Annotated in this window: 21 protein-coding genes and 1 pseudogene; 14 read left to right on the forward strand and 8 right to left on the reverse strand. The window is 42.7% G+C overall.

Annotation, left to right across the window (positions count from 1 at the left end; genetic code table 11):
• Window positions 1–77 precede the first annotated feature (77 nt).
• Entirely contained in the window at window positions 78–809 is a 732-nt protein-coding gene (locus tag ACED25_RS05780) for a TetR/AcrR family transcriptional regulator (RefSeq protein ID WP_371694856.1), read from the reverse strand.
• A 149-nt stretch (window positions 810–958) separates the two neighbouring features.
• On the opposite strand from ACED25_RS05780, the pseudogene ACED25_RS05785 reads away from it, so the two are divergent.
• From ACED25_RS05785 to ACED25_RS05795, 3 genes and pseudogenes are all read left to right on the forward strand, one after another.
• Window positions 959–2,057 (forward strand): annotated as a pseudogene (locus ACED25_RS05785) (efflux RND transporter periplasmic adaptor subunit).
• Complete coding sequence (locus tag ACED25_RS05790) at window positions 2,057–3,112, forward strand: efflux RND transporter periplasmic adaptor subunit (RefSeq protein ID WP_371694857.1); 1,056 nt, start codon at window positions 2,057–2,059, stop codon at window positions 3,110–3,112. Before ACED25_RS05785 ends, ACED25_RS05790 begins: the two are co-directional and overlap by 1 nt.
• On the forward strand, window positions 3,109–6,168 hold the full coding sequence (locus ACED25_RS05795; protein ID WP_371694858.1) for an efflux RND transporter permease subunit: 3,060 nt from the start codon (window positions 3,109–3,111) through the stop codon (window positions 6,166–6,168). Before ACED25_RS05790 ends, ACED25_RS05795 begins: the two co-directional genes overlap by 4 nt.
• A gap of 258 nt (window positions 6,169–6,426) precedes the next feature.
• Here the strand turns inward: ACED25_RS05795 and ACED25_RS05800 are convergent, their stop codons facing one another.
• Window positions 6,427–7,164 carry an EAL domain-containing protein gene (locus ACED25_RS05800; protein ID WP_050395113.1) on the reverse strand — a complete coding sequence of 246 codons (738 nt, stop codon included), beginning with the start codon at window positions 7,162–7,164 and terminating at the stop codon, window positions 6,427–6,429.
• Between the two features lie 569 nt (window positions 7,165–7,733).
• On the reverse strand, window positions 7,734–8,369 hold the full coding sequence (locus ACED25_RS05805; RefSeq protein ID WP_009845296.1) for a hypothetical protein: 636 nt from the start codon (window positions 8,367–8,369) through the stop codon (window positions 7,734–7,736).
• A gap of 289 nt (window positions 8,370–8,658) precedes the next feature.
• On the opposite strand from ACED25_RS05805, the gene ACED25_RS05810 reads away from it, so the two are divergent.
• The 3 genes from ACED25_RS05810 (at window position 8,659) to ACED25_RS05820 (ending at window position 10,194) form a co-directional block, all read left to right on the forward strand.
• Entirely contained in the window at window positions 8,659–8,904 is a 246-nt protein-coding gene (locus tag ACED25_RS05810) for a DUF2164 domain-containing protein (protein ID WP_017059821.1), read from the forward strand.
• A gap of 184 nt (window positions 8,905–9,088) precedes the next feature.
• Window positions 9,089–9,628: a cytochrome b gene (locus ACED25_RS05815; RefSeq protein WP_102250471.1), complete on the forward strand. Its 540-nt coding sequence runs from the start codon at window positions 9,089–9,091 to the stop codon at window positions 9,626–9,628.
• Entirely contained in the window at window positions 9,625–10,194 is a 570-nt protein-coding gene (locus tag ACED25_RS05820; protein WP_029222775.1) for a YceI family protein, read from the forward strand. Before ACED25_RS05815 ends, ACED25_RS05820 begins: the two co-directional genes overlap by 4 nt.
• 337 nt (window positions 10,195–10,531) lie before the next feature.
• Here ACED25_RS05820 and focA read toward each other — a convergent pair whose 3' ends face one another.
• Window positions 10,532–11,983, reverse strand: coding sequence for a formate transporter FocA (focA, locus tag ACED25_RS05825; protein WP_009845303.1), 1,452 nt, complete (start codon window positions 11,981–11,983; stop codon window positions 10,532–10,534).
• Between the two features lie 273 nt (window positions 11,984–12,256).
• On the opposite strand from focA, the gene ACED25_RS05830 reads away from it, so the two are divergent.
• Together ACED25_RS05830 and ACED25_RS05835 are read left to right on the forward strand one after the other, a co-directional pair.
• On the forward strand, window positions 12,257–13,162 hold the full coding sequence (locus ACED25_RS05830; protein ID WP_009845304.1) for a LysR substrate-binding domain-containing protein: 906 nt from the start codon (window positions 12,257–12,259) through the stop codon (window positions 13,160–13,162).
• A gap of 203 nt (window positions 13,163–13,365) precedes the next feature.
• Window positions 13,366–13,860: a DUF1097 domain-containing protein gene (locus ACED25_RS05835; RefSeq protein ID WP_102250468.1), complete on the forward strand. Its 495-nt coding sequence runs from the start codon at window positions 13,366–13,368 to the stop codon at window positions 13,858–13,860.
• A 203-nt stretch (window positions 13,861–14,063) separates the two neighbouring features.
• Here ACED25_RS05835 and ACED25_RS05840 read toward each other — a convergent pair whose 3' ends face one another.
• On the reverse strand, window positions 14,064–15,836 hold the full coding sequence (locus ACED25_RS05840) for an ATP-dependent endonuclease (protein WP_009845306.1): 1,773 nt from the start codon (window positions 15,834–15,836) through the stop codon (window positions 14,064–14,066).
• Between the two features lie 238 nt (window positions 15,837–16,074).
• Here ACED25_RS05840 and ACED25_RS05845 point away from each other — a divergent pair, with 238 nt between their 5' ends.
• The 5 genes from ACED25_RS05845 (at window position 16,075) to ACED25_RS05865 (ending at window position 22,307) form a co-directional block, all read left to right on the forward strand.
• Window positions 16,075–17,814: a bifunctional UDP-sugar hydrolase/5'-nucleotidase gene (locus ACED25_RS05845; RefSeq protein ID WP_371694859.1), complete on the forward strand. Its 1,740-nt coding sequence runs from the start codon at window positions 16,075–16,077 to the stop codon at window positions 17,812–17,814.
• Between the two features lie 609 nt (window positions 17,815–18,423).
• Window positions 18,424–19,425, forward strand: a complete 1,002-nt coding sequence (locus ACED25_RS05850) for a TerC/Alx family metal homeostasis membrane protein (RefSeq protein WP_029222773.1) — start codon at window positions 18,424–18,426, stop codon at window positions 19,423–19,425.
• A 313-nt stretch (window positions 19,426–19,738) separates the two neighbouring features.
• Window positions 19,739–19,927: a hypothetical protein gene (locus ACED25_RS05855; RefSeq protein ID WP_009845310.1), complete on the forward strand. Its 189-nt coding sequence runs from the start codon at window positions 19,739–19,741 to the stop codon at window positions 19,925–19,927.
• Between the two features lie 211 nt (window positions 19,928–20,138).
• Complete coding sequence (locus tag ACED25_RS05860; RefSeq protein WP_029222772.1) at window positions 20,139–20,879, forward strand: DUF1223 domain-containing protein; 741 nt, start codon at window positions 20,139–20,141, stop codon at window positions 20,877–20,879.
• Between the two features lie 141 nt (window positions 20,880–21,020).
• Window positions 21,021–22,307 (forward strand): DEAD/DEAH box helicase, encoded by a 1,287-nt coding sequence (locus ACED25_RS05865; protein ID WP_371694860.1) that lies wholly within the window; start codon window positions 21,021–21,023, stop codon window positions 22,305–22,307.
• 93 nt (window positions 22,308–22,400) lie between these two features.
• On the opposite strand, the gene ACED25_RS05870 is transcribed toward ACED25_RS05865, so the two are convergent.
• Genes ACED25_RS05870 through ACED25_RS05880 form a run of 3 tightly spaced genes read right to left on the reverse strand, consistent with a single transcriptional unit; the run spans window position 22,401 to window position 24,853 of the window.
• Window positions 22,401–23,756 carry an FUSC family protein gene (locus tag ACED25_RS05870; RefSeq protein WP_371694861.1) on the reverse strand — a complete coding sequence of 452 codons (1,356 nt, stop codon included), beginning with the start codon at window positions 23,754–23,756 and terminating at the stop codon, window positions 22,401–22,403.
• A 13-nt stretch (window positions 23,757–23,769) separates the two neighbouring features.
• A complete protein-coding gene (locus ACED25_RS05875) occupies window positions 23,770–24,630 on the reverse strand; it encodes an HlyD family secretion protein (RefSeq protein ID WP_269336446.1) in 861 nt (286 codons plus the stop codon).
• A 10-nt stretch (window positions 24,631–24,640) separates the two neighbouring features.
• Entirely contained in the window at window positions 24,641–24,853 is a 213-nt protein-coding gene (locus tag ACED25_RS05880; protein WP_004730923.1) for a DUF1656 domain-containing protein, read from the reverse strand.
• 237 nt (window positions 24,854–25,090) lie between these two features.
• Here ACED25_RS05880 and ACED25_RS05885 point away from each other — a divergent pair, with 237 nt between their 5' ends.
• Complete coding sequence (locus ACED25_RS05885) at window positions 25,091–26,005, forward strand: LysR family transcriptional regulator (protein WP_135384325.1); 915 nt, start codon at window positions 25,091–25,093, stop codon at window positions 26,003–26,005.
• Window positions 26,006–26,023: the final 18 nt, after the last annotated feature.

Here is a 26,023-nt window from a genome sequence, read left to right on the forward strand (position 1 = left end):
TTTTCGTTTTCGTTTTAAGCACTAAGCACTAAGCACTAAGCATGAAACTTGAAGCCGCGATTTTAGTGTTTGTTTTGCTAATGTTCACATTTCCACACACAAGGGACTTCATAAATAAGTTCTTCAATCGAACTTGTATTCAATACCCATTCATCACTGATATTGAACGTACTGATCATTTGCTTGTTGAACAATTGCCAATGATTTAACAATGCTTCTTCAGGTGTCGATTGCATGTCGCCTTCATTCCATGTGCTTTCCATGAAAGGAGTAAGGCATACCGCTCCGTGCGCATACATGATCATTTGCCATTTAATTTCATAAATGTTGATCAAATTATCTGGATTCGCATCATTATATTCATCTGCCAACATATTAATTTGTTTTTCGATATCACCAACATTGTCGATAAAGTAATCGACTAAGTTGTCTTTTTGGCGAACAGAGTCGGTGATAAGTTGCATCGGTTTGCGTGAGTGAATCATGTTGCTAAAGAGGCGCATACTGAATAAATAGATAGTAATGTTTGGCGCAATGCCTTTTGGTAACTCTTCTACAATTTTAGCAATGTAAGACTGAAAATAATCATGTAAACAATCACTTATGGCATGCCAGATTTTCTCTTTGCTACCAAAATGGTGGCGAATAAGGCTATGAGATACGCCTGCTTTCTCACTGATGTTACGAAGAGAAACACTGTCATAACCATGCTCACAGAACATATCCGCAGCTACACCCATGATCAAAAATCTCGTCTCTTCAGCGTCTTTCGCGCTTCTTCTGCCTTGTTTCTTTTCAGTCATCTTCATTTCTACATTTACCTGATTACCACATTCTACACTGTTTTCCTTGAAATAAAAAATACTGCACAGGTGGAAAGTAAAGCTTGAGAATTCTTTAATAATAAATATACTGCCCACCTGTGTAATAAATCATAATAATTAAATGGAGAAGCATCATGCAATCCAATTTGTCTATCAAAGCGATACCGACCAAGCGTACGGGCGCGGTTATTGCCGCACTATTGCTCGCTGGCTCTCTAACTGGATGTAACAAAGTTCAGTCAGAGGAAAATGAGCAGGTAATCAAGCCTGTAAAGTTATTTGAGATTCCTCTGCAGGCAGATATCGAGCTTGATAGTTTTATCGCAAAAGTGGATGCAACCGACCGTGCTGCGCTTTCATTTCAAGTGGGTGGCGATATCGAAGTTTTTGATGTTCGTATGGGACAAGAAGTTAAGAAAGGTCAGGTGCTAGCCGCATTAGACGCGACGGATTACCGTATTGCCGTTGATGCAGCTCAAGCTAAATTTGACTTGGCGAACAGCCAATACAAGCAAGCTTCTGAGCTGTATTCGAAAAAGTTAGTCAGTACCGATTACTACGACCAAGCCGTCAACACCTTTACTGCCGCTGACGTTGAGTTGGAACAAGCAAAAACAAACCTTGGTTACACCACATTAGTTGCTCCATTCGATGGCGTGGTATCGATGGTGTTTGGTAAGCAATATCAGTTAATTGCTGAAAAGCAGCCAGTTCTTAATATTTTGAATCACAGTGAAATGGATGTGACGTTCTCTATTCCGGTATCTAAGCTTGAAGACCGTTCTATTCAAGACCTAACGAGCTCAAACATGTGGGTTGTAATGGATAGCCACCGCGGTATTCGTATCCCAACACGTTTTAAAGAGATCTCTACACAACCAGATGAAGACACCAACAGCTACCAAGCGGTTGTATCTATCGACAAGCAGATAGGCATCAATCTACTTTCTGGAATGACAGCGCAAGTTGAAGTTCAGAAGAGTAAGTCAGACTACGGTATTGGCATTGTTGATTCAGCTTGGCTAACCAAACAAGCTGACCATGGCGAGCTATGGCGAGCTATGGCGCTATAACCCAGACTCTCGATCGATTTCTAAAGTACAAGTCCTGCTTGATGAGCAAGGTAAAGTTATAGAAGGTCTTTCTTCTGGTGATCTTATCGTTGAAGCAGGTGTGGATGTGTTATCTGACGGACAGCAAGTAAAAGCTTGGCTTCGTGAGGGGGGTATTTAATGAACCTTTTAAAATTATCAGTTGTTGTCGCGTCGGTTTTGTTACTTCAAGCCTGTAACAATGAAGCTGTACACCGTGAACAACCGCCTTTATTGGTTTCTACCTTTGACGTTGGCGCGCCGCTGACTGATCAGTTCAGAAGTTTTAATGGACAGGTGATGCCTGCAGAACTTACACCGTTGGCATTTAAGCTTGCAGGCGAAATTCAACAAGTATTGGTGGAAGCCGGTGACAAAGTCGAAAAAGGGCAGTTATTAGCCACCTTAGATAACGCAACGTACCTTCAAGATCTAACTGATGCTAAATCTCAATTCAAACTGGCGAGCAAACAGTTGGCCCGTGGTACGGAGATGTTTGGCAGCAAGATGTTATCGCAATCAGAACACGACCAACTTACGGCCAACTACAAACTAGCATCGGCGAATTTGGCGGCAGCAAAACGCAAGTTAAGTTACACAGAGCTTTTAGCGCCATTCTCAGGAACAGTTTCAACCGTCGATAAGCAACGATTCGAAAACACGACTCCTGGAGAAACACTCCTGAGTGTGTACCAGAACGATAAGGTGTATGTGCGAATTCAAGTGTCAGATTCTATTTTGGCGTCGATCAGCCCAGACATGCGTTCGAGCAGTTACCGCCCCCAAGCAACTTTTGGAGGTCACTCGGGGGAATATCCTTTGACGTATCTAGAGCACACTAGCGAATTGCACCCACAATCACGTACCTACGAGTTTTGGATGCAGATGCAGCAGCCTGAAAGTGAAATTCTGCCGGGCACGAGCGTCACGGTCAATGTGGATATGGCGAAAGCGGGTCTGAGTGATGTTCAAGGTTACCAGTTACCAATGACAACGCTAGCAGCGGGCTCTGAAGCTAATCAGTTCTATGTGTGGAAAATGGAAGACGGACAAGCATTCAAAAGCGAAGTAGAAGTCGACAAAATCAGTGGCCAAGGCGCATTAATCGCTCATGGTGTTGAGCAAGGTGATCGACTCGTAAACTCGAATCTAAGAAAACTCCGTGACGGAATCGAATTGTCAGGAAAAGCAGAATGAACATCGCAGAATATTCAATTAAAAACAAAGTAATCAGCTGGCTGTTTCTAGTCATTTTGGCCATTGGCGGTGTGTCGTCTTTTGGCAACCTATCCCGTTTAGAAGACCCAGCTTTTACCATTAAAGATGCAATGATTATTTCAACTTACCCTGGCGCTACGGCAATGGAAGTTGAGGAAGAACTGACTTACCCACTTGAGAAAGAGATACGACAACTGCCTTATATCGACAAGATCACATCGACCTCATCGAATGGTATGTCTCAAATTATGGTCAGCATGAAGATGGACTACGGTCCAGACGAGTTACCGCAAATCTGGGATGAAATGCGTCGTAAAATCAACGATCTACAGCCAACACTGCCCATTGGTGTTAACTCAGTTCAGATCATTGATGATTTTGGTGACGTATTTGGTGTAATGATCATGCTGACCGGTGATGGCTACGATTATGTCGAGCTAAAACAGTACGCAGATTACCTAACGCGTGAAATCGAATTGGTTGACGGTGTTGGCAAAGTGAGTATTGCGGGTGACCAACAAGAGCAATTGTTTGTTGAGATGTCACTTGAGCGTTTAGCCGCGCTGAATCTAGATATGTCGATGGTTACTTCACTGCTATCACAACAAAACAGTGTGGTTTCGGCTGGAGAGGTGATGCTGAATGGTCAAAGCCTAACGATCAAGCCTAACGGCACTTTGAGCACGGTTGAAGAGTTAGAAAACCTGATCATTCATGGTCGTGATACGGGCAACCTCATTCGCTTGAAAGATGTCGCTGACGTGACTCGCGGTATCCAAGAAAAGCCAGGTAACGTATTAACTTACAATGGCAAACCAGCGATCAACCTAGGTATTGCGTTCTCTTCAGGCGTAAACGTCGTCGAAATTGGTAACGCGTTAGATGCCGAACTGGATCGTTTAGAAAGCATTAAGCCTGCCGGTGTAGAGCTGAACTACTTCTACAACCAAGCGCAAGAAGTAGACAAATCAGTGGCTGACTTTTTAATCAGCCTAGTAGAAGCCGTTGCTATTGTTATCATCGTACTGCTTTTTGCAATGGGTTTACGCAGTGGTTTGATCATCGGTCTAGTGCTTCTATTGACGGTATTTGGAACCTTCATCCTGATGGATTACAACGATGTCGAACTGCACCGTATCTCACTGGGTGCACTTATCATCGCTCTCGGTATGCTGGTGGATAATGCGATTGTTGTCGTTGAAGGTATTTTGGTTGGCTTGAAGAAAGGCAAAACCAAGCTTCAAGCAGCGAAAGACATCGTGATACAAACACAATGGCCACTATTGGGTGCGACCATTATTGCTATCACGGCCTTTGCACCAATCGGTTTGTCGAAAGACGCGACAGGTGAATTCATGGGCTCACTGTTCTGGGTTTTGTGTTTTTCATTGTTCTTGAGCTGGGTTACAGCGCTAACGCTGACTCCGTTCCTTGCAGAAATGATGCTGAAAGAAGAAGACAAGGTCGATGAGAACGAAGACCCATACAAAGGTATTCTGTTCGTTGTATTCGGCGCGTGTCTGAAAGTAGCACTTCGATTTAGGTGGCTTACCGTAGTAAGTATGGTCGCGCTATTAGCAGTTTCTGTGGTTGGTTTTGGTATGGTGAAGCAGCAGTTCTTCCCGCCATCAAATACGCCAATGTTTTACGTCGATATGTGGATGCCGGAAGGTACCGATGTACGTGAAACGATTAAGCAGACAGAAAAAGTTGAAAGCTACATTCGCCAGCAAGATGACGTTGAGTTTGTAACTACAACAGTTGGCCAAGGCATGCAACGTTTTGCGCTGACATACCAACCCGAGAAAAGTTACGAAGCGTACAGTCAACTGCAGGTACGAACGACTGACCGAGACACCATGTTTAAAGTCCTAGAAGGGCTAGACAAGGACTTGGCCAATAAATTTGAACAACCTACGTTCCAATTTAAATTGATTGAGTTTGGCCCGTCGCCAGCGTCAAAAATCGAAGCTCGTATTAGCGGTGCAGACCCGCAGATCCTTCGCAGCATTGCGGTTGAGGTAGAAGATATCTTGTTGGCGGATCCTGGTTCTCGAAATGTGCGTCACGACTGGCGTGAACGCACCAAAGAGCTCGTGCCACTGTTTAACGAATCAAAGGCACGTCGCCTTGGTATATCAAAGACGGATCTGTCTGAGACACTACAGATGGCGTTTGGTGGCTACAACATCGGTTTACTGCGCGATGGTACGCACATGTTACCTATCGTGGCACGCCTGCCTGAAGAAGAGCGTTTTGACTTTGAATCACTGAACAATGTAAAGATCTGGAGCCCATCACTGCAAACCTACATTCCTGTAGAACAAGTGATCGATGGGGTTGAGCTTCAATGGTCTGAGCCACTGATTCAACGTCGTGACAGAAAGCGTACGTTAACGGTTCTGGCTGATCACGATGTATTGGGTGATGAAACACCAGCTAGCTTGTTTGCTCGCGTAAAACCACAAGTAGAAGCATTGGCTCTACCAGAAGGTTACAGCATCAGTTGGGGCGGTGAGTACGAGAGTTCTAAAGATGCACAAGAATCTCTATTTGGTTCACTGCCAATGGGTTATTTGTTGATGTTTATCATCACTATGCTTCTGTTCAACTCGGTTCGTAAGCCACTTGTAATTTGGTTTACGGTGCCACTCTCTATCATTGGTGTTTCGATTGGTCTGTTAGGTACCAATATGCCATTCAGTTTCACGGCTTTCCTAGGCTTACTGAGCTTAAGTGGCATGATTTTGAAGAACGGTATCGTACTGCTTGACCAGATCAACAGTGAGCTACAAACAGGTAAAGACCCATATTTAGCGGTTGTCGACAGCGCGATCAGTCGTGTACGACCGGTATCTATGGCAGCACTAACGACTATCTTGGGCATGATTCCCTTGGTATTCGATGCATTTTTCGGCTCGATGGCGATTACCATCATGGCAGGCTTAGGCTTTGCTACAGTACTAACGCTAATAGTAGTACCAGTGATGTTCGCCATTCTATATAGAATCAAACCGTCCACTGCGGGTTATTAGGGATTGATATAAAACAGATTCTTTTAAGCCAGCCCAGTCAATTTTGATTGGGCTTTTTTACGGATATGATTTGATAAAACAAGACGAAGATAGGTCCGAACTAAGAGGACGTTGCGATAGCAATGCGTGCCTTAACAAGGATCGTTTTAAAAGATAGGTATTATAAAAGTCGTTAGCCAATGGTAAAGCGGCTTCCGGTATAATAGAGAATAGAGAATAGAGAATAGAGAATAGAGAATAGAGAATAGGGGCTAGATTCTAGATTGCTAGGCGGATATCCAACTCAATCGGCTTTGGCATGGCTAAGTGATAGCCTTGGTACATATCGAAGCCTAAACTTTGCATCGCAGTCAGTTGCTGTTGGGTTTCTATCCCTTCGATGACCGTCTTTGCACCGATTTGGTTGGCAAGCTTAACTACTAACTCCATTTTTTGAGTATCACCGTTTTCAAAATCCAACATCACAGAGCGATCGATTTTGATGATATGAGGAGTGATATGACGAACACGTTGCTCTGTTGACGCCTGTGCTCCAAAGTCATCAACCGCGATTTGAAAACCATTATCTGCAAGTGAGTGCGCCGCGTTTTTTAAGCGTTCTTCACTTTCTACATTAAGTTCGACCAACTCCATGACGATTTGTTCGCACGATAAGTTAAGCTCGTGAAGACGTTTAGCTAACAGAGTGTCTTTTACTTTTTCAGAGGCAAACAACTCACCAACGTTTGGAAGTACGTTCAAAAAAAGGTTTAAGTGACGGACCGTCGATTGTGCGAAGTTACGGATGTGAATGGCTCGGCTCAGCCTCTCTACGTTGATTTTGTCTGTGTATGAGGTTTCGTCTGAATGGAAGAAGTGATCTGGGCGAACGACATCACCTTTACAATTGGAAATACGAACCAAAGCCTCTACGCCTATCTGAGTCAAAGAAGAATCAAATATAGGTTGGTAGACACTTGTAAGTGTTAAGTCTTGGTATTTCGCAATAAACTGCATATCGGCATTCACAGATATACAACTAATAAATTCACTTCTGTCTGATAAAATCATAATCGCTAATAAAAGGTGTTTATTCAGTGACGAGAATATACATCACAGTTGTCATAATATTGACAGGTGTTGATAAATTGTCAATTAATAAAAATTAATTTGTCACGGTAACATCTAAATAATTAAAGTCAGCGAAAAATCAGGATGATAAAGGTCATTATGCATCAAGGATATATATTGATTAGCTTTTTTTATAGGTTCAGTGAATTTGATGTCTGAGTAACCTATATCATATCAACCCTATCAATATAAAGCCTTAACACTTATACACCTGAAATAAATGTGGTTAAAGGCTTACATTCTGGGGAGTATCAAAATAATAAAATAAATAGATCTTCGTGGTTACACAAAAATGATGTCTGTCTCTCAAAATTAATATTGAGGTTGTTAAGTTATTAATTAGTAAACTGGAGAACCCGGATAATAAATGTGTAGAATATAGGTGTTATTTTATAAAATAAAAGTGTAGGTATAATTATTTACGTTATATATCAAATTGAAAATTGGCTTGTATTTTACTGCCATTGTATTACCGCATAAAGTTGCAGGTATTTACGAACTAGTTGTTGATTTCCAGAGCGTTTTAGCGGGTGAGCGAATCGGATAAAACACGGACTGATTTTGAAGTTACTATTTAAATCATCTGCGAATTGAGTATCACTCTCTCTTAGCGTGATACCTTGTAGGCTGTAATCGCTAATCTGGTCTGGGAGTTCCCCCATCCACCAATGCAAGAGTTCACCACTGTTTTTACTTCGACTTATCCAATGGTCGGAAACAATGATCAATAGGTCATTGGGCTGAATGGCAAATCCGTACTCTTGCTGCCAGTTATGAATGTCCAGCATCAACTTTTTACGACAAGTCTTTCCTGCGCTCACCATATGGTGGCTAATCATCCAAACGGTACCAATTTCAGAAGAGATTCGGAAATGTCGTGGCGTTTCACCAGAAGAGAGCATTTCTAGTGGGCTTACGTTGCTTGCATGATTGAAGCTAACGAAAGTGTGTTCCATTCGTCTCGCAAACGCTTTGCCTATGTGATGTTCACTGATCCCTTGATTGTGTACGGTAGGGTAATGACGTTCACAGAGTTTCAAGCAATCGTCTTGAAACTGATTGACGCTTTTAATCACCAGATCTAATAACAATGAAGCCTCTTATACACAGTTACTATCTTATTGATGGGCAATAGTACGGTAATTAATGTGTCATTACCTATCGCCAAAGTGCGAGTTCTTGATCCCTCTATCAAAATTAACCATTACTGAGCGATTTTATGGATAGCACTGGCACTCTACAGGTCTGTAAACTAAATTATGAGGAATTATAGCTAGTTAGAAATTTTCAGCTGATTGGCAGAGATGCAGTGAGCTAACGAAATTATAGCTTAGTCGGCTAATCACAATTGTTCTACTTACTCTTTATTTGGAAACACCCATGACCATTCAATTAGATTCAAAGCAAAAATCCGAACTCACTCATACACTTCAAAAGTATCTACAAGATGAGCTCGATGTAGAGCTTGGTCAGTTCGACACTGAGTTCTTAGTCGACTTCATCAGTAAAAAGTTTGGGGCCGTGTATTACAACAAAGGGATAGAAGACGCTCAAAAAGTGATGGAGCGTAAGATGTTAGACATCTCAGATGAGCTCTATGAAATTGAACAAATCGTTGAGATATAACTCAGCAAGCGATTGTTCGACAAAGAAATTTGTCCATAAAGCAACTTGTTCAAAATTTTTGAATAACTCGTTTAATTTGAAATGATGTAACTAATGTAAAACTTGGTAAATAATATGTTACGCAAACTTGGTGTAGGGTACGCTTTTCAAAACTACACGACACGTTAACATTCGGAAGAGATGCATGAACAACAACGTCAAAAATTACAATCCTTTAGCAAGAGCAATGCATTGGATCTCAGCACTCGCAATATTTGGCCTATTTGGTGTAGGCCTATGGATGGTTGATCTTTCTTACTACAGTGAGTGGTACAAAACAGCACCAGACTACCACCGTTCGGTAGGCATTCTTTTGGCTGCCGTTACCATTATCCGCTTGCTTTGGAAGCTAGTTACCGCGTCACCTAATGTGGAAGGTAAAAGCTATGAAGTTGTAGCGGCGAAGATCGCTCATGGATTTATGTACATTAACTTAGCGGTTCTATTTATTTCAGGTTATTTGATTTCGACATCAGATGGCCGTGGGATCGAGGTATTCAATTGGTTCACTGTACCAAGTATGGGTGAACTATTTGCAAACCAATCTGATCTCGCAGGAACGGTTCACTACTATGCTGCATGGGTACTGATTATTATGGCATCAGTGCACGCCTTAGCGGCGATAAAACACCACGTTATCGACAAAGACGATACGCTACGAAAAATGATAGGAGCTTCAAAATGAAAAAGTCAATTATCGCTACAGGATTAGCATTTGCTATGGCAATGCCTTTCGCTGCGAACGCCGCTGATTACGTGATTGATACAAAAGGTGCGCATGCTTCAGTTAACTTCAAAGTTAGCCACCTAGGTTACAGCTTTATCCAAGGTCGTTTTAACACATTCTCAGGTGACTTCTCATTTGATGAGAGCAACGTTGAAGCGTCTAAAATCAACGTAACGGTTGATACAACTAGCCTTGACTCAAACCACGCAGAGCGTGATAAGCACATCCGTAGCGGTGATTTCATCAATGCTGGTAAGTTTTCTGATGCGACATTCAACAGCACAAAAGTGGTTGATAAAGGCGACGGCAAACTTGAAGTTATGGGTGACCTTAAACTTCACGGTGTAACTAAGCCTATCGTTATCGAAGCTGAATTCATCGGTGCTGGTCAAGACCCATGGGGTGGTGAGCGTGCTGGTTTCGTTGGTACAACTCGTCTAGAGCTTGCTGACTTCAATATCCCAGTAATGGGCGCTTCAAGCTATGTAGACATGGATCTGCATGTTGAAGGTGTAAAGAAGTAATCTAGCTATCAACATATTTAGAAAGATCAAAATCCTAGTCGATACGAGATAGGGCAGCGTTAGCCGGTTATTTAGTAATATGGAAAGTAGCAAAGCAGCTAGAATATAGAGAAAGGCGCAAAGTTTTCACTTTGCGCCTTTTTTATTGAGGTAAATGGCCACGCGTTTAGGTCTGTTTTGTGTCAAACCTTTTACTGCGTCTTAAGCCACCATTTACCTCTGCCAGTCAACGTTGCAATGACTGAGTTATCTAGCTGAACGACTAATCCCTAATAGTTCAGCCTACGATTCGTTGCTTTGTTTCTAATGAAACGCTTGCTTTGTAAACAGTCGCTAGTTAAGCCGTTTCTAGTTCAGCCTTTGGAACCACGTTTAGGCGGTCGCCATAGATTGGACGTAGTGCTTGCATAACTTCAGTACGAGTCATCACACCGACCATTACGCCATTTTCTAGCACTGGAAGCATATGTGGTTGGCTTACTTTCATCGCTTTTGCACGCTCTTCTAAAGAAAGAGAGGTCAGGCGAGTGGCATAGCCCATGCTTGTTGTCGGGTACAGTTGTTCTTTATCGATACATAGGAACTCAGCAACATCGACCAGTTTGTCGTTTGCATCAATAGCCACTACGTCACGGCTCATTAGGTCTACCACTTTCTGACCTTTAGTCGGAATGTAGTCTTGGCACCAAAGGTCAACCATTACGTCGTGAACAGAGAGGATACCTACTAGGCGGCCTTCAACATCGCAAACAGGAGCGCTAACAAGTTGAGCATCTAAAAGTGAATCAATCGCCACTGAAGTAGGCATTTCTACGCTCAGTGTAATTGGTTGAGTGTTCATGATTTGCTTGATAGTAGTTGTAGTGTTCATAGTGGTTTCCTTAACTGACGTAATTTCTGTTGTTTGAGTTATTGCTGTAATTTTTGCCGCTTTAAGCTGCGGGCGACGGTAGATACTCCAATTGGCTAAGCCGACCAATACCGCACCACCTACAATGTTGCCGAATGTCACTGGTATTAAGTTTGCAGTGACAAATTTCATGATGTTCAGGTCTGCATACTGGGCTGATGTTGCGCCAATTTGCATCCAAAAACTCTCTGGTGCGAATGCTTGAATTGTGATGCCTAATGGAACCATGAACATATTCGCCACACAGTGTTCAAAGCCTGAGCTAACGAACATTGCAACGGGTAATACGGTCATCATTGCTTTAGTCATGGCGTTAGCTGAGCTGAACGTTAACCAAATTGCTAAACACACTAGTAAGTTACAAAGCACACCCAAAGCGAAAGCTTGAACAGGGCTGTGGTGTAGCTTGTGTTGAGCAATGTTTAGAGCGTTTAAGCCCCATTGCCCGCCATCCAGTTGATATAAGCCTGCTGCGCTTACCAAAGCCAGTAGGAACATGGCGCCGATAAAGTTGCCTACATATACCTTGCCCCAGATAGACAGCATTTTGGTGAAGGTTATCTGCTTATTAGCCCATGAAATGCTTGATAACACCGAACTGGTAAACAGCTCGCCACCACAAATAACAATCAGGATTAACCCCATGCTGAATGCAAGACCACCGGCTAAGCGACTTAATCCCCATCCTGCATCAGCGCTACCTGTGGTCACCGTGATGTAGAATAAAAAAGCAAGCCCGATGAATGCGCCAGCCATGATTGCCAAGCTCAATGTCATGCTGCTGGTTTTATTTGCTTTGCTTAATGCAAATTTCTCGGCTTCCGCCATCATTTCTGTTGGCGAGAACAGTTGCTGATTTTCAGAAGTGCTGGTTGCCATATCCCCCCCTTGAACAATCCGTCATGTGTAATTCCTAGTGTTAATGACTTGGTTAATCCGTAATGGTTAATCAGTAATGTTTTGCAGGGCTCGTTGTGTCCTGCCATTCCAGATTAGGGTGTTGGGGGGTAGAGGTAAAATTGATAATTTTTAGAAACCACATCAAAAATATTGATATAGATTCGGTTAGGCGTAGAATGAAATTGATTGCTCATCGGCTTAACAAAAAACGAGCAGCAGGACATAAGTTATTAAAAGAATTAAGGATAGATTTTGCGTTATTCATTAAAGCAACTCGCCGTCTTTGACGCGGTAGCAGATTCGGGAAGCGTAAGTCAGGCAGCTGATAGGCTTGCATTGACTCAGTCGGCGACAAGTATGTCTCTTGCACAGTTGGAAAAAATGCTCGGCAGGCCTTTGTTTGAAAGGCAGGGCAAGCAAATGGCGCTCACTCATTGGGGCATGTGGCTTAGGCCAAAAGCGAAGCGTTTACTGCAAGATGCACAGCAAATTGAAATGGGTTTTTACGAGCAGCATTTATTGAGTGGAGAGCTCAAACTCGGTGCGAGCCAAACCCCGGCAGAACACCTGGTTCCAGACCTCATCAGTATTATTGATAACGACTTTCCTGAGATGCGAATCTCGCTTGGTGTACAAAGTACCGATGCGGTTATAGATGGCGTATTAGATTACCAATATGACCTTGGCGTTATCGAAGGTCGCTGTGACGATAACCGAGTTCATCAAGAAGTGTGGTGTACCGACCATTTAACGGTGGTTGCATCGGCTCATCACCCATTTGCAAAGCGTGAACGTGTCAGTTTGGCGCAACTAGAACAAGCGAAGTGGGTATTGCGTGAACATGGCTCAGGTACTCGCAAAGTTTTTGATAGCTCTATTCATCATTTAATTGGTGATCTTGATGTTTGGCGAGAATATGAACACGTTCCTGTTTTAAGAAGTTTGGTTGCAAACGGCCCATATTTGACGTGTTTACCTTATCTCGATGTCGAGCAGTTTGTTGAATCTGGCCAGCTCGTTACTTTGAATGTTCCTGAGCTTGAAATGGAACGTACGCTTTCGTTTATTTGGCGTGCGGATATGGCAGAAAACCCACTGGCTGAATGTATTAAGCGAGAAGGTAAGCGCATGATGAAAGGTAAACCGTCAGTTCTATAACGGTAATTTGATAATATACTGATAACCTAATGTGTTGAATAAGCGATTCCGGTCTCTATCTGGTGATAAATGCACATTCGCGTACATTATTAATGTGATCATGATCGGCTAAAAGAAGGCGTTCTTCCCATAATATGCTTACTTGATTTTAAGTGAGGCTAAATCCGGTGCGATGAATTTCGTAATTAGGCTTTAGAAATAGTATGAGTACATTAGTCGCGATTTCATTAACAACAGGTATTTTGTCAGGTCTATGGGGATGGATAGCTATCTCTTTCGGCTTGCTGTCATGGGCCGGTTTCTTAGGTTGCACCAGTTATTTTGCTTCGCCAACGGGCGGTGTTAAAGGACTAGCAGGCAGCTTACTGACCAACATGACAGGTGTATTCTGGGCAATGGTGATTATCGAAAGCTCTACCTTCGCAGGGTTAGAGATTTTAGGCTATATGATTACCGCTATTGTCGCTTTCTTTATGTGTATCCAAGCCAAACAAGCGTGGCTAGGTTATATCCCAGGAACCTTCATTGGTTGCTGCGCGACGTTTGCAGCAGGCGGCGATTGGCAACTTGTCGTGCCATCTTTACTGCTTGGTGGTGTATTCGGATACTTGATGAAAGCAACGGGGCTTTGGCTTCACGAAAAATCGACTCAATCTTCGGAAGCGGTTGAACAACACGCTAAGCAAGCCAAGGCTTAATTCGTTAACCTAGCCTTAATTCGTTAACCTAACCTTAGTTTAGTCACTGTGAACTCTTGCAAGATAACCCCCAATTAATTTGTATATCGATTTATACAGGCACACCACTTGGTGTGCCTTTTTTGGTTCTGGTTTTGGTTTCTTAATCAATTCAAGAAATTATCGACAGAAGAACTAATAGCATTTATCAGATAAGCAAGAAGCTAGGTATTTCCGTTTGCCATGGTGATCACGCGTTTTAAAGTCCATCTCAACAACAATGGAATACAGTCTTGTCCTTGATTCTCACAATGAGACACGATCGCTAAAGCCAGGTCTGGTTTTGCGTGTTTCTTGAGAACTTTAGCCACAACTTTTTTCGCTGGAATAGGGTGGTCATAAGGAATCTTAACCATGTCTCTGAAAAAGTTCTCAAACCCATTCATATACAAGTAGTGCTCGATGTCTCTGTCAGGCAGTTCTGTGAGGCGATGTCGTTCTTGATCATTACCAAGTTTAGATAACACAGTCGCAGCATACTTCTTACCAGCAGCGTCTCCGTCAGTCACCACGTGCCAATCGATGCCAAATTCTTGCGCGACTTTGATCAGTGCCTTGAGTCCTGATTGAGCGAACTCAATAATTTGAACGCCTTCCGCAGCAAGGTTATACCCACATTGGTTGGCTAACTCGTTAAACAACCAGACTTCGGTTTCACCTTCTACCAACAACCAACAGCGAGCATACAGAGCGCCGGACCGGTGAAAACGAATATGAAAACCAATTCGACGAAGTTCATCTTTGCTGAAGTGGTTCACATTGAGCTGGTTGGCTATGGTTTTATCTGACTGACGTACCAAACGACGAATCGATTGAAGCGGCACAGCAGCAAGTAGATCGCCACTGTTGGTGGTCAGGATTTTTTGCATGGGCAGCTTTTGCATCAAGCTCCAAGCCCTTGCCAAGTGCGTTGGGTGCAATCGACCTTCTGGATCTTCAAGGATCAAAAGAGGGCGAGCACATCTTCTTAAGTCATTTGGCCCTTTTGCTTGCAAATAGGCATTAAGTAACCCCATGAATAATAAGCGAGTTTGTTTGTTTTTGGTCTCTTCGACCAATTGATGAATGCTCTTGTCGTTCGCACCAGCTGAGTAAAGTAACCCATCACGCGGTTTTCTCGGATTTTTACGTGAGACACTCTTAAATGAGAAGTAGTGTTCTATTAAGCTTTGCATCGACTCAAGACTACTGCGCATTTCACCTTTATTAACATGTCCGGGTATCGCCATAAGGCGACGGCAGGTGTTGTCGATGCGTTTTTCTATCCTTGCCTGACGCCCATTTCCGTTTCCATTGCTGCCATTACCATTGGTTGTTTGACTCTGGCCGTTACCATTTCCACTCACATTATTAGCGTGCCCGTTACTAGCATGAACGGTGTTAGTGTGAACATTACCCGGTAGATGAGCATTGTGGTTAAGTGAATTGCCGTTGAAAGGGCGATCGAAGTGCCTTGCGTCTCTCAAACGAATTACAGGGTGTAACGTCATTAATTCTTGAGCGAGCTTTTCTGAGTGATGAAGCTTGAGAGGGTTTCCGTCCAACCCCAAAAATGCATAGTGTGTGGTCGTTTCATATTGTTCTAACGTGGCACTGATTCGATAATAGATACGAAAAACACCAAACTCGTCTTGAACCCAAACCGGTTTGAGTTTGCGATAACGTCCTGCATTTAGCTCACTTTTATCGTTGGCTTTTAATGCGAGAACAATTTGAAGGTGTTGAGACTGTGGATGTGAAACTGAGTAATCGACATGGAAATCGGTCATTTCGAAGTGATATGGAACTCCGTCTGAAGGGAGAACGACGGAAAGGGCATCCAATAATGAAGACTTACCCCAAGTATTTTCACCAATAAGCGTGGTTAGCTCATCAAACGCAAGAGACATGCGCTTAATACCTCGAAAGCCAGAAATCTCGATTCTTTCTAGTTGCATAGGCTTACTCCTAACGGAAGGCTCTGCTAATTGTTTGAAAGCTAACAGATATCTTTAATCATAATCGAAAAACACAAATCTGGTATGCTCACCTGTCACAAAACCCGTTGTTTATTTATACGGTGCAAAATGAGATTTTCGATCTATCTCGAGTATTTTTTTGCAGTGCAGTTTCATAAAATTCACGATTCTGTCATGATTCTCGACCTAGTATGAAGGGACAAAGAGAGAAGAAAATATGACTAAAAAGAATAAGCCGACAAAAATAGTGTTGGCACACATCAACGACACCCACTCATACTTTGAACCAACCTCGTTACAGCTATCACTTAAAATGAACAACCACATCATTGAACCTTATGTCAGTACTGGTGGCTTTGCTCGAATTTCAACACGCTTCAAACAAATAGAACAAGATGCCCAGCGTCAGAAGGTTGGAACCCTGTTCCTGCATGCTGGTGACTGCTTCCAGGGCACTTTGTACTTTTCTTTATTCAAGGGAAAAGCCAACGCCGATTTGTTGAACGCCCTTAATATAGATGCCATGACGCTCGGCAATCACGAGCTAGACATGGGTAATGAGCCCGTTGCGATTTTCTCTAAAAGAATCAAATTCCCACTGTTGGCCGGTAACTGGAACCTATCGAATGAGGATATCAATAAAACTCATACCTTAGCGGACAACGAAATTGTTAAGCCTTATCTGACTGAAACGCGAAGTGCTTCTTTTATAACGAAAGAGTTTGATAGCGAGAAGGTTGCAATATTCGGCTTAAGCATCGACAAGATGGCAGGCATTGCCAATCCAGATATCGATACACCATTTGAAAATGCTTTAGAAACCGCAAAAGCGACCATTGAGCAGATTCATAAAGCTGGTATCAACAAGATTGTGTTACTTAGTCATCTTGGTTACGAAGCTGATTTAGAGTTAGCAGCCAACGTAACAGGTATTGGTGTCATTGTTGGTGGTCATAGTCATCGCTTACAAGGTGATTTCTCTGATATTGGCTTAGTTAAAGACGATGACTACGGTGTGAAAGTCGATGACACCTATGTTGTGCAAGCGGGTTTCCACGCCATGAGCCTAGGACACTGCGAAATCGAGTTCGATGCTGAAGGTAAAGTGACTCACTTCAACGGTAAGAACGAACTGCTGTTAGGCCGTCGACTGTTTATAGATGCAAAGCTAAGTGAAGTAGGGCAAGACGACGCTCATGACATGGCGTGTGAGTTTTTGAATAATCACCCTAATATTGCAGTGTGTAAGAAAGATCCCGAGCTGCAGAGCATTCTGACGGATAAATACCAGCCGAGAGTTCGAAAGCTTCAACAACAAGTCATTGCTCATGCAGACACAACACTGCGCCATATTCGGATCCCAGATGAGAAAGGTCCAAGTCAGCTTGCTCCGTTGGTTGCTCAATCATTTCACTACTTGATGAATAAGAAAGGGCATCAAGTTGAGTTTGCTATCCACAATTCTGGTGGAGTGCGAAATTCACTCAATAGTGGTGATGTATCCGTTGCCGATATTGCCGGAAAACTACTACCGTTTGCCGTACCTATTGGTGTGTATAACGTAAAAGGTGAAACGATCGCAGGCATGCTCGAAGGGGCAATTAACAACGCGCTCGATAATGGTGTGGTCGGTACGGGTTCTGGCAGCTTTCCTTATACTCATAACTTGAGATTTTGTTATCACAAAGAAGCACCCTTAGGACATAGGATTCATCATCTAGAAATACACTCTGAAACATCCGGTTGGCAGCCTGTGTCTCGCGACCGAATTTACCGAGGCGCGTCGTCAGCCTACACCATGAAAGGAAAAGAGGGCTATAACGCCGTCTTAGATATGATAGGTGATGGCGTGGTGACGACCGATTCTATGGCAGACTGTTTTATCGAGTTTCTACAAGAATACCCAGAGTCTCTTAAACACAATGAACCGCTGAATTGCATGGAGTGTTTTAGATAATCAGCATCAATGATAGCACTTAACATTATTAGTTATAGCTGTTTATAAATTTGGCACTGTTTATGCTTTATTCCTGCAGGTCACACTTCTTGTGGAGATAAGCATGGATAAGAAAGATTGGTTAGATGCAGTAGCGGTGGTTGGTTGGGTATCGATTTGGTCTGCGTTAGTGTATTTGATACCGACTGCAGGATTGTAATTTACGCGAGATTGTAATTTGCGCAGAATTATTACTTGATCGTTTTGCAGTGTAACTACGCAGTGCCATCGTGAATTTGGTTAGCGGATTTATTCTTAGAATCAATTCGAGTGTCTATTTGACAGGGTGGCATCAATAAGAAAGGAGCATTTGCTCCTTTTTTGTATTTCTAGTGCAAATTTTAATAGACGAAACACAAATAGGGGAATATTATCCACGCGTTTGGGGAGTAGTTAGCGCAAGTTTACATGTCGTCATCTCGTTAGGCTAAGAGCCTATCCGGTATGTAAAGGTGAAATCCCATATTTCACTTCAACGAGACCAACGCAATCACAGTCAAGATCCGTCGTGGAACTTGATATGTTTTGTTTGCGGAAGGTCTTTGTAAAGTTCTTCCGCCCGGAGGAATAATGAACTCAACTCAATCTCTATTATCTACAAATAGTGAATCCTTTTTTTCATCGCCAATCATGACGACTTATGCGGGTTTTTTCCTGCTAACAGTGATTCTCGTCTCAATTGATATCTATCAGACTCGTGGTGGGAACGTCACAATTAAAAAAGCGGCAATCTGGAGCGTTTTTTGGTTTGTACTTGCATTTTTGTTTGCTGGTTCTATTTACTTATTCTGGGACATTTATGCACCAAATAGTGACTACACAGCGCAAAAAGCAACCGTGTCATTCATTACGGGTTACTTGCTAGAAAAATCACTCAGTGTAGACAACCTATTTGTTTTCGCGATGATCTTTGCTCAATACCAAGTTCCTGAGCATCTAAGACCACGTGCGCTTCTTTGGGGCGTAATTGGTGCATTGGTACTTCGTGCAATTATGATCGCACTAGGCGCACAGCTATTGGCGGAATACCACTGGGTACTTTACGTGTTCGCTGCGTTCTTGATTGGTACTGGTATTAAACTGGCGTTAGACAAGGGCGAAGAGGAAAGCGTGAATACACTGCCTGAAAAGCTACTTCGTAAAGTGATGCCGGTAACCGAAGATTTCCATGGCCCTGCATTAATGGTTAAACAGGGTGCTAAATGGGCATTCACTCCAATGATGTTGGTGATCGGTGCGATTGCAGTTATGGATGTGATGTTTGCATTGGATTCTATTCCTGCGATCTTTGCGGTAACACAAGAACCTTTCTTAGTACTTGCTGCAAACGTATTTGCGTTACTTGGTCTCCGTTCTTTGTACTTTGTACTGCAAGGCATGATGGATAAGTTCATTTACTTGAAGCCTGCGCTGGCATTCATCATGGTCTTTATTGGTGTAAAAATGCTACTGGTTGATAGCGAATGGGCTATACCGACGTATTGGTCGTTGGCGGTGCTGATTTCTACCATGACGGTTGCGGTTATAGCGTCGATTTATGCTAAGAAGCCAGACATTGAACAAGTGAATTAGAAACAAATATAACTTATCGAAAAGTTTATAATCGGTATGTGGTCGATGAAGTGGAAAAATTATTTATGTAAAATTTCTGTGACATTGGCCACTATGATTTGAAGGGTATTTGTACTAAATGCATGATTTTAACGCCATTGTGAATTTATAGTCACCATTTGTGAATATGTATTTTCATGCGTTGTTAATGGTTTGTTTTATTAGAAAAACTAATCTGAATGCCCAAATTTAGTCATTTTTTAACGTGTAAAAAATCACCTATTATTCTTGTCATCAGAACGAACCACTTAAACAAATTTATAGAGAGGCAATCATGGCTCAAGCAATGCAAATGAATACTATCGCTGTTCCTAACTCTATGGATAAGAAGACCTACTCGGTTAACTTCAAAGGATTGATTGCACACATTTTCGATATTCTTTTTGTAGACAACTCTCCACGTAGTTACTACTCAAGCGACCTATCTGGTCACATGCAACGCGATATCGGTATCAACCGTTAATCTCCGCGTTAACATGTAAAAATATAGAATTTTAAGAAAACGCCAGCTTCTGAAGCTGGCGTTTTTGTATCTGCAATAAGCTGTGTATCTCAAAGAAACTAAGCATTTAAAATAAACTAAGCACCTGAAAACTCATCACCTGAAAGAAAGACTTAGGCATAACGGTCTGTATTTGAGCGCCAGTAAATTCGCTTCGTACAAGGATCACGGTATGTCACACGCCAGCTGCAACTCACCATTGATTAAACTCTGTTTACTTGCCTTACCGATCGGCTTTTACTCTTCTGTGTCGATTGCACAAACCTGGAGTAATGAAGGTCAACCTGCGCAGGTTATCGAACTGTTCACCTCTGAAGGTTGTTCAAGTTGTCCGCCTGCTGATGCCTACCTTAGTACTTTTGAAGACGACCCTAATCTTTGGACACAAGTCATTCCTCTCGCCTATCACGTCGATTACTGGGACTACCTAGGGTGGGGAGATAAGTTCGCGAGCAAGGCATTCAGTCAGAAGCAACGCTTGTACAAAGCTTATGGGGTAACAAGTGGTGTTTATACCCCGGGCTTTATCGTCGATGGAAAAGAGTGGCGTGGTTACTTTAATTGGCTAGACAGAACCTTGCCATCGCTCCAACAACAAATTAATCCTAAATTAACAGTGAACCATAAAGGCGATACGTTCAGCGTGCATTACGAAGGCAAAGGTGATTATGTCGCTCATATTACCTTGTTGGCGATGAACGAAGTCACCAGCGTTAAAGCGGGCGAGAACAGAGGTAAGAAACTTGAGCACGATTTTGTCGTGGTTTATGACGGCTATCGACGTGGTGAGTCTGAATGGCAATTCAATGTCGATTTTGATCCATTAGTCGCAACGCCAGATGCTGTAGCCGTGTGGTTAACCGAACCTAACTCGTATACACCGGAACAAACGGTAGCAGGGTGGCTGAATTAAACTTGCCATAACTTGATACTGGATGTGTTGTAGTGGGGCTCATTGCTAAAACACGAGAGAAAGGGGCGATTTAGTTACGTAATACTGCTGAAATACGTTAATATAGCGCGCTATTATTTTAGCTTTGAGTTCCTGCAATTAATGACTAACACCACAACACCAACCAACTTCTCTGATCTTGGCTTAATCTCTCCTTTGATGGCTCGTCTTACCGAGCTTGAATACCAACAGCCAACGCCTATCCAAGCGCAAGTTATTCCAAGTGTGTTAGCAGGACGCGACCTAATTGCAGGCGCAAATACAGGTTCAGGTAAAACCGCAGCCTTTGCACTTCCACTGTTACAACAAATCCATGAAGATGCACCTCTAGACCGTCGTTCAGGCAAAGGTAACTATGTTTCTGGCCTTATCTTGGTTCCTACACGTGAGCTTGCTAAGCAAGTTGCCGATAGCGTTAAGTCTTACGCAGTACATTTCAACGGTGCAATCAAAACTGTTTGTGTATTCGGTGGTGTATCGGTGAACACTCAGATGCAAGCGTTACGTGGCGGCACAGACATCTTGGTGGCAACACCGGGTCGTTTGCTTGATCTGATCTCAAGCAACGCTATCAAACTCGATAAAGTAAAAACGTTAGTGCTTGATGAAGCTGACCGAATGTTGAGCCTTGGCTTTACAGAAGAACTTGATGCACTCTTGAAGCTATTGCCGAATAAGAAGCAAACCTTGCTGTTCTCTGCGACTTTCCCTGAGCAAGTTAAAACGCTGACTCAAGAATTACTGAACGACCCAATTGAAGTCCAACTTCAAAGTGCCAATGCGAGCACGCTAGTTCAGCGAGTATTCGAAGTCGAAAAAGGCCGTAAGACAGCTTTGTTGGCGCACCTGATTCAACAACACGAATGGCGCCAAGCTCTTATCTTCGTGAATGCGAAGAACAGCTGTGAACATTTGGCTGATAAGCTTTACAAGCGCGGTATCATTGCGGAAGTATTCCACGGTGATAAAGGTCAGGGTTCTCGTACTCGTATCCTAGAAGATTTTAAATCTGGCGAGATTGACGTTCTGATCGCGACAGACATCGCAGCTCGTGGTCTGGATATTGAAAAGCTTCCTGTAGTGATCAACTTTGACTTACCACGTAGTCCATCAGACTACATGCACCGTATTGGCCGAAGCGGTCGTGCAGGTGAGGTTGGTTTAGCATTATCTTTGATCGATCACGAAGACTACCATCACTTCACAATCATCGAGAAGAAGAACAAAATTCGTCTTGAGCGTGAGCAAATCGAAGGCTTTGAAGTGGATGAAGAAGCAACCGCTGCACTTGTTGCTGCGTTAAAACCGGTTGCGCCACCGGCTGGTACAGGCAAGAAGAAAAAGAAGAAAGCGCCTAAAAACCAAGACGTTTGGTTGAGAAATAACTGATATTGAGTCAGTAAGCAATAGAATTCCTAAAGGCGCTTAATTGCGCCTTTTTTTGTTTTTTTATTCCACGTTTAGCGAATCAGCGTAACGAGATTAAACGACACTCTTGACTCTAAATAGGTCTGTGAATAATTTTCCTATCATCAAAATGATGACCAGTGTGGTTAACATTAGCAATGGTGTTTGAATCTGATAAACCGGTGTTAGATTAAGCGCGCCAGATGTCAGTACGACCAGCAGGTTTATACCAAGTATTCGATGCACCATAAGTTTAGGAGTCGCAAACACTTTCCATATCACTATGCTGTTGATGAAATAGAACAACGCCAATTGCCACAATTCAGTCATCATCGGCATGATAAAGATATATTGCAGCAAGATAACCGTGCCCGTTCCAATGACACCAAAAAACGCATCCTTAATAACACTGGGCGGCATAGTTGGAAGCATTGAAGAAAATATGCCAGCAATCATCGGGAAAATAAAACCTCCCGGTACAGGCAGGTATATCCAAACCAATAACGACGTGACGAACATCGAGACACCTTGTAAGACTTTTCTCCCATCTTCATTAAGGTGTTGAACAAACGTACGGTGCTCATGGTGCCAAGAAACGTTATTCTTCTCACTCATCACAAATGGCACATCATCAATCAATGACGAGTTTGGTGCCATTAACTCGAGTTTTTCCATTTTTTTGGTGAGAGCGACCCAATCAATAGCTTGAGTCAGTTCACCCGAGGCGATCTCAAGCAGACGCTCTTGAATATGCGCCATTTCGGCGATTCGTAAACGCCATGCGTGAATATTTTCTTTTAGGTGATAACTCCCAGCGAGCGGCAAATCCAACAGTTGATAGAGCTTTTCAATATTAGCGGTATTGGACTCTAAGGCTTCTATATCAAGGTTGTTGGTATCGCTCATTGCTGTTATCAGCGTTTCTCTGCTTGTTTCAAATCGTTGTACAAAGCTCTGCTCAGTGTTTACAGGCCAGATCAGACGATAAACAATCGAGAAGGTGATAACGCCTAGCAAAGTTTCTTGTATTCGTAGAACTGCAAAATAGAATGTAATTTGGTTATCGAATCCACCCATACAAGAGATGATGGAGCAAACCGCGAAGCCTATTGAAAAGACATAACCGTATTTTTCATCACTCGACATGAAGATGCATGTACCGAGAAATAAGGTGAAAAACATCAGAAATAGAAAGCGGTCTTGCGAAAACATCGCAATCAAGAAAAAGGCATAACCAGTCCCTAATAAGGTGCCCATCAATCGGTTATGGCCTTTGTTGATTGAATGAGCAAAGCTCTCGTTCAGTGCCATGACCGCAACCGCAATTGCCGCCCAATAAGGTTTCTCCCATTGAAACCACAAAGCAACACAGATAGAGATAACAATAGCGAGAGCCGCTTTAATGGCTTCTTTGGTCGATGCACTGAACATAAATGCCATCCAACTATTTGATTATTTTGATTGAAGCTGTCATGCCGACACGAAGTTGCAAGTCTTCAGGCACGTTATCGAGTACTACTTTAATTGGTATACGCTGAGCGAGGCGAATCCATTGAAAATTAGGGTTCACGTTGGGAAGAAGGTCATTACCAGTACTGCCATCTTGTGTCGCAATGCCAAAGCCAATGCTTTTGATATGGCCTTCCAGTTGAATATTGTTGTGCATCATAAGAGTGACAAGCGCTTTGTCGTTAGGGCCAACATTCACGAGATCAGTTTCTTTGAAATAGCCTTCGATCCAGAAACTGTCTTCATCGATCAGCGCAACTACCGGTGTATTAGCGACGACTTGAGAGCCTTCTCGTAGGTTTAAGTTCGTGATGAAGCCATTCGTTGGAGCGTAAACCTTGGTGTATTTGAGATTTAAATGTGCCTCTTCAACATTGGCCTTTGCTAGTGCAACGTTAGCTGCATTTGTCTCAACCGCGTTGTTCAGGTTATTCAAGGTCAGCACTGGCAGCGCGCCAGGCGTTCTTTTTTCTAAGTTCAACGCGCGTTGCTCTTCGTTTTTAGCTTTTGCTAAGAGCGCGCGAGCCTGTTTCTGTGTCGCGAGTGCTTTATTGTAGGCCGCTTGATAAATACTTGGATCGATCTCAAACAGTAGATCCCCTTTAACTACCTGTGAGTTGTCTTCAATATGGACTTTAGTTACTTGCCCGGTGACTCGAGGGGTAATAGAAACTATGTAAGCGCTGACCTGACCATCTCGAGTCCAGGGATTACTCGAATAAGATTGGTAATAGCTATAAACCACAGAGCTTGCGGCAACGACCAGTAGTAGCGTGATTAGATAACGTTTAATCAAGGTGAATTCCTCAGAAGATGGTAATGAATTGACCGATAACGCCGACGAAAATCACGATTAGGCTTAATTCGGCAATTGCAGGGAAAGCGACATATTTATGTAGCCCAAGTTTTGTCGCGATTGAGCCCGTCAATATCGTCAATACATAAGCTAACGCGATAACCAATAGCAAAGGAGGGAAGTAGATCTCACCCCACACGAGTTCATGTGGCATTGTGTTCATGGGTCTGTCTCTATCGTTTGAAGAAGGATACGATAAAGGAACTATGGCAATGTTAATAATCGTATATAGAGGATCGGATCCATCAAACTTAGGTAGGTTTAGGTATATACTAGAAAGAAGAGTTAGCAAAAGGCACAAGTCATTAGCTATTTAGCTCCGTCTTTTTATCATTATTATTCTGATGCAGTAGATATTTTTCTATTTCATATGCATGACTAAGAAAGTAAGCACATCAAAATGAACTTTAGTATTGAACAACTTCTCGCGTTTGTGACCGTTTATGAACAACGGTCATTCAGTAAAGCAGCAGTAAAACTCAACAAGCACAGAACGACCGTCGGCCAGGTTATTACAAATTTGGAAGACCACCTTGCTGTGCATCTTTTTGAAAGGGTCGGCCGCTCTGTAGAACCAACGGAGGACGGGCACCTCCTTTATCACTACGCAAAACAGACGATTGAGCAAGCTCGTACTTTTGACAAAGTGGCGTTGAGCCTTTCTTATGGTGGGTTAGAGAAAATAACAATCGCGTATTCTAGTTTCGTTCCACAACGAGTTTTGGTCGATATACGAAAACGACTTAAACACGATTTCCCAATGATGCGAGTGAACTTTCTAGTTAGGAATAAGAACGAAATTAAACAAGGAATACAAAGTGGGGAATATCACTTCGGACTTGTGAATGCTCACAATAGCCGAGCGATGCATAGTTTTGATTCTACTTTCCTTGGGCATTTTGAGTTCTATCCATTCGGACAGAAAGGGGGAGCGCTCTCACATATAGACAAAGATGAAGTATTAGTGGCACTAAGGAACTCTAAACAGTTCGTATTGAAGTCTCTGATTGATGAAGGGATGTCTGAGAAGATTATTGTTAGCTCTGACTATGAGGAAATCGATCAGCTTTCGTTAATGATCAAAATGCTTGAAGAGGGTTTTGGATGGGCACTTCTTCCTAAGGCATTTTTTACCGACTCTGAGTTTTCAAAACATTCAATTGAGCCCATTCACTCTGCGCAAATGGTGGAAGGATTCAAATTTGGATTCGCGTTGTGGTGCCCGCACTCGAAGCAAGTCAGTGGTATCAAAGGCTCCTTGGTGTCTGTCATTAAAGAGTACCGCGAGCAACTTATTGATAGTTTTAAGTCGTGAAAATTTGAGATATTAAAA

The organism is Vibrio sp. 1F263, assembly GCF_041439035.1.
In the GTDB taxonomy this organism is placed as follows: domain Bacteria; phylum Pseudomonadota; class Gammaproteobacteria; order Enterobacterales; family Vibrionaceae; genus Vibrio; species Vibrio tasmaniensis_A.

Excerpts from the sequence above, each read along its gene's own strand:
- ACED25_RS05850 (WP_029222773.1), top strand. The coding sequence starts at position 18,424 with ATGAACTCAACTCAATCTCTATTATCTACAAATAGTGAATCCTTTTTT.
- ACED25_RS05800 (WP_050395113.1), bottom strand. The coding sequence starts at position 7,164 with ATGCAGTTTATTGCGAAATACCAAGACTTAACACTTACAAGTGTCTAC.
- ACED25_RS05790 (WP_371694857.1), top strand. The coding sequence starts at position 2,057 with ATGAACCTTTTAAAATTATCAGTTGTTGTCGCGTCGGTTTTGTTACTT.
- ACED25_RS05885 (WP_135384325.1), top strand. The coding sequence starts at position 25,091 with ATGAACTTTAGTATTGAACAACTTCTCGCGTTTGTGACCGTTTATGAA.
- ACED25_RS05815 (WP_102250471.1), top strand. The coding sequence starts at position 9,089 with ATGAACAACAACGTCAAAAATTACAATCCTTTAGCAAGAGCAATGCAT.
- ACED25_RS05860 (WP_029222772.1), top strand. The coding sequence starts at position 20,139 with ATGTCACACGCCAGCTGCAACTCACCATTGATTAAACTCTGTTTACTT.
- ACED25_RS05870 (WP_371694861.1), bottom strand. The coding sequence starts at position 23,756 with ATGTTCAGTGCATCGACCAAAGAAGCCATTAAAGCGGCTCTCGCTATT.
- ACED25_RS05795 (WP_371694858.1), top strand. The coding sequence starts at position 3,109 with ATGAACATCGCAGAATATTCAATTAAAAACAAAGTAATCAGCTGGCTG.
- focA (WP_009845303.1), bottom strand. The coding sequence starts at position 11,983 with ATGGCAACCAGCACTTCTGAAAATCAGCAACTGTTCTCGCCAACAGAA.
- ACED25_RS05865 (WP_371694860.1), top strand. The coding sequence starts at position 21,021 with ATGACTAACACCACAACACCAACCAACTTCTCTGATCTTGGCTTAATC.
- ACED25_RS05835 (WP_102250468.1), top strand. The coding sequence starts at position 13,366 with ATGAGTACATTAGTCGCGATTTCATTAACAACAGGTATTTTGTCAGGT.
- ACED25_RS05810 (WP_017059821.1), top strand. The coding sequence starts at position 8,659 with ATGACCATTCAATTAGATTCAAAGCAAAAATCCGAACTCACTCATACA.
- ACED25_RS05845 (WP_371694859.1), top strand. The coding sequence starts at position 16,075 with ATGACTAAAAAGAATAAGCCGACAAAAATAGTGTTGGCACACATCAAC.
- ACED25_RS05855 (WP_009845310.1), top strand. The coding sequence starts at position 19,739 with ATGGCTCAAGCAATGCAAATGAATACTATCGCTGTTCCTAACTCTATG.
- ACED25_RS05840 (WP_009845306.1), bottom strand. The coding sequence starts at position 15,836 with ATGCAACTAGAAAGAATCGAGATTTCTGGCTTTCGAGGTATTAAGCGC.
- ACED25_RS05880 (WP_004730923.1), bottom strand. The coding sequence starts at position 24,853 with ATGAACACAATGCCACATGAACTCGTGTGGGGTGAGATCTACTTCCCT.
- ACED25_RS05780 (WP_371694856.1), bottom strand. The coding sequence starts at position 809 with ATGAAGATGACTGAAAAGAAACAAGGCAGAAGAAGCGCGAAAGACGCT.
- ACED25_RS05820 (WP_029222775.1), top strand. The coding sequence starts at position 9,625 with ATGAAAAAGTCAATTATCGCTACAGGATTAGCATTTGCTATGGCAATG.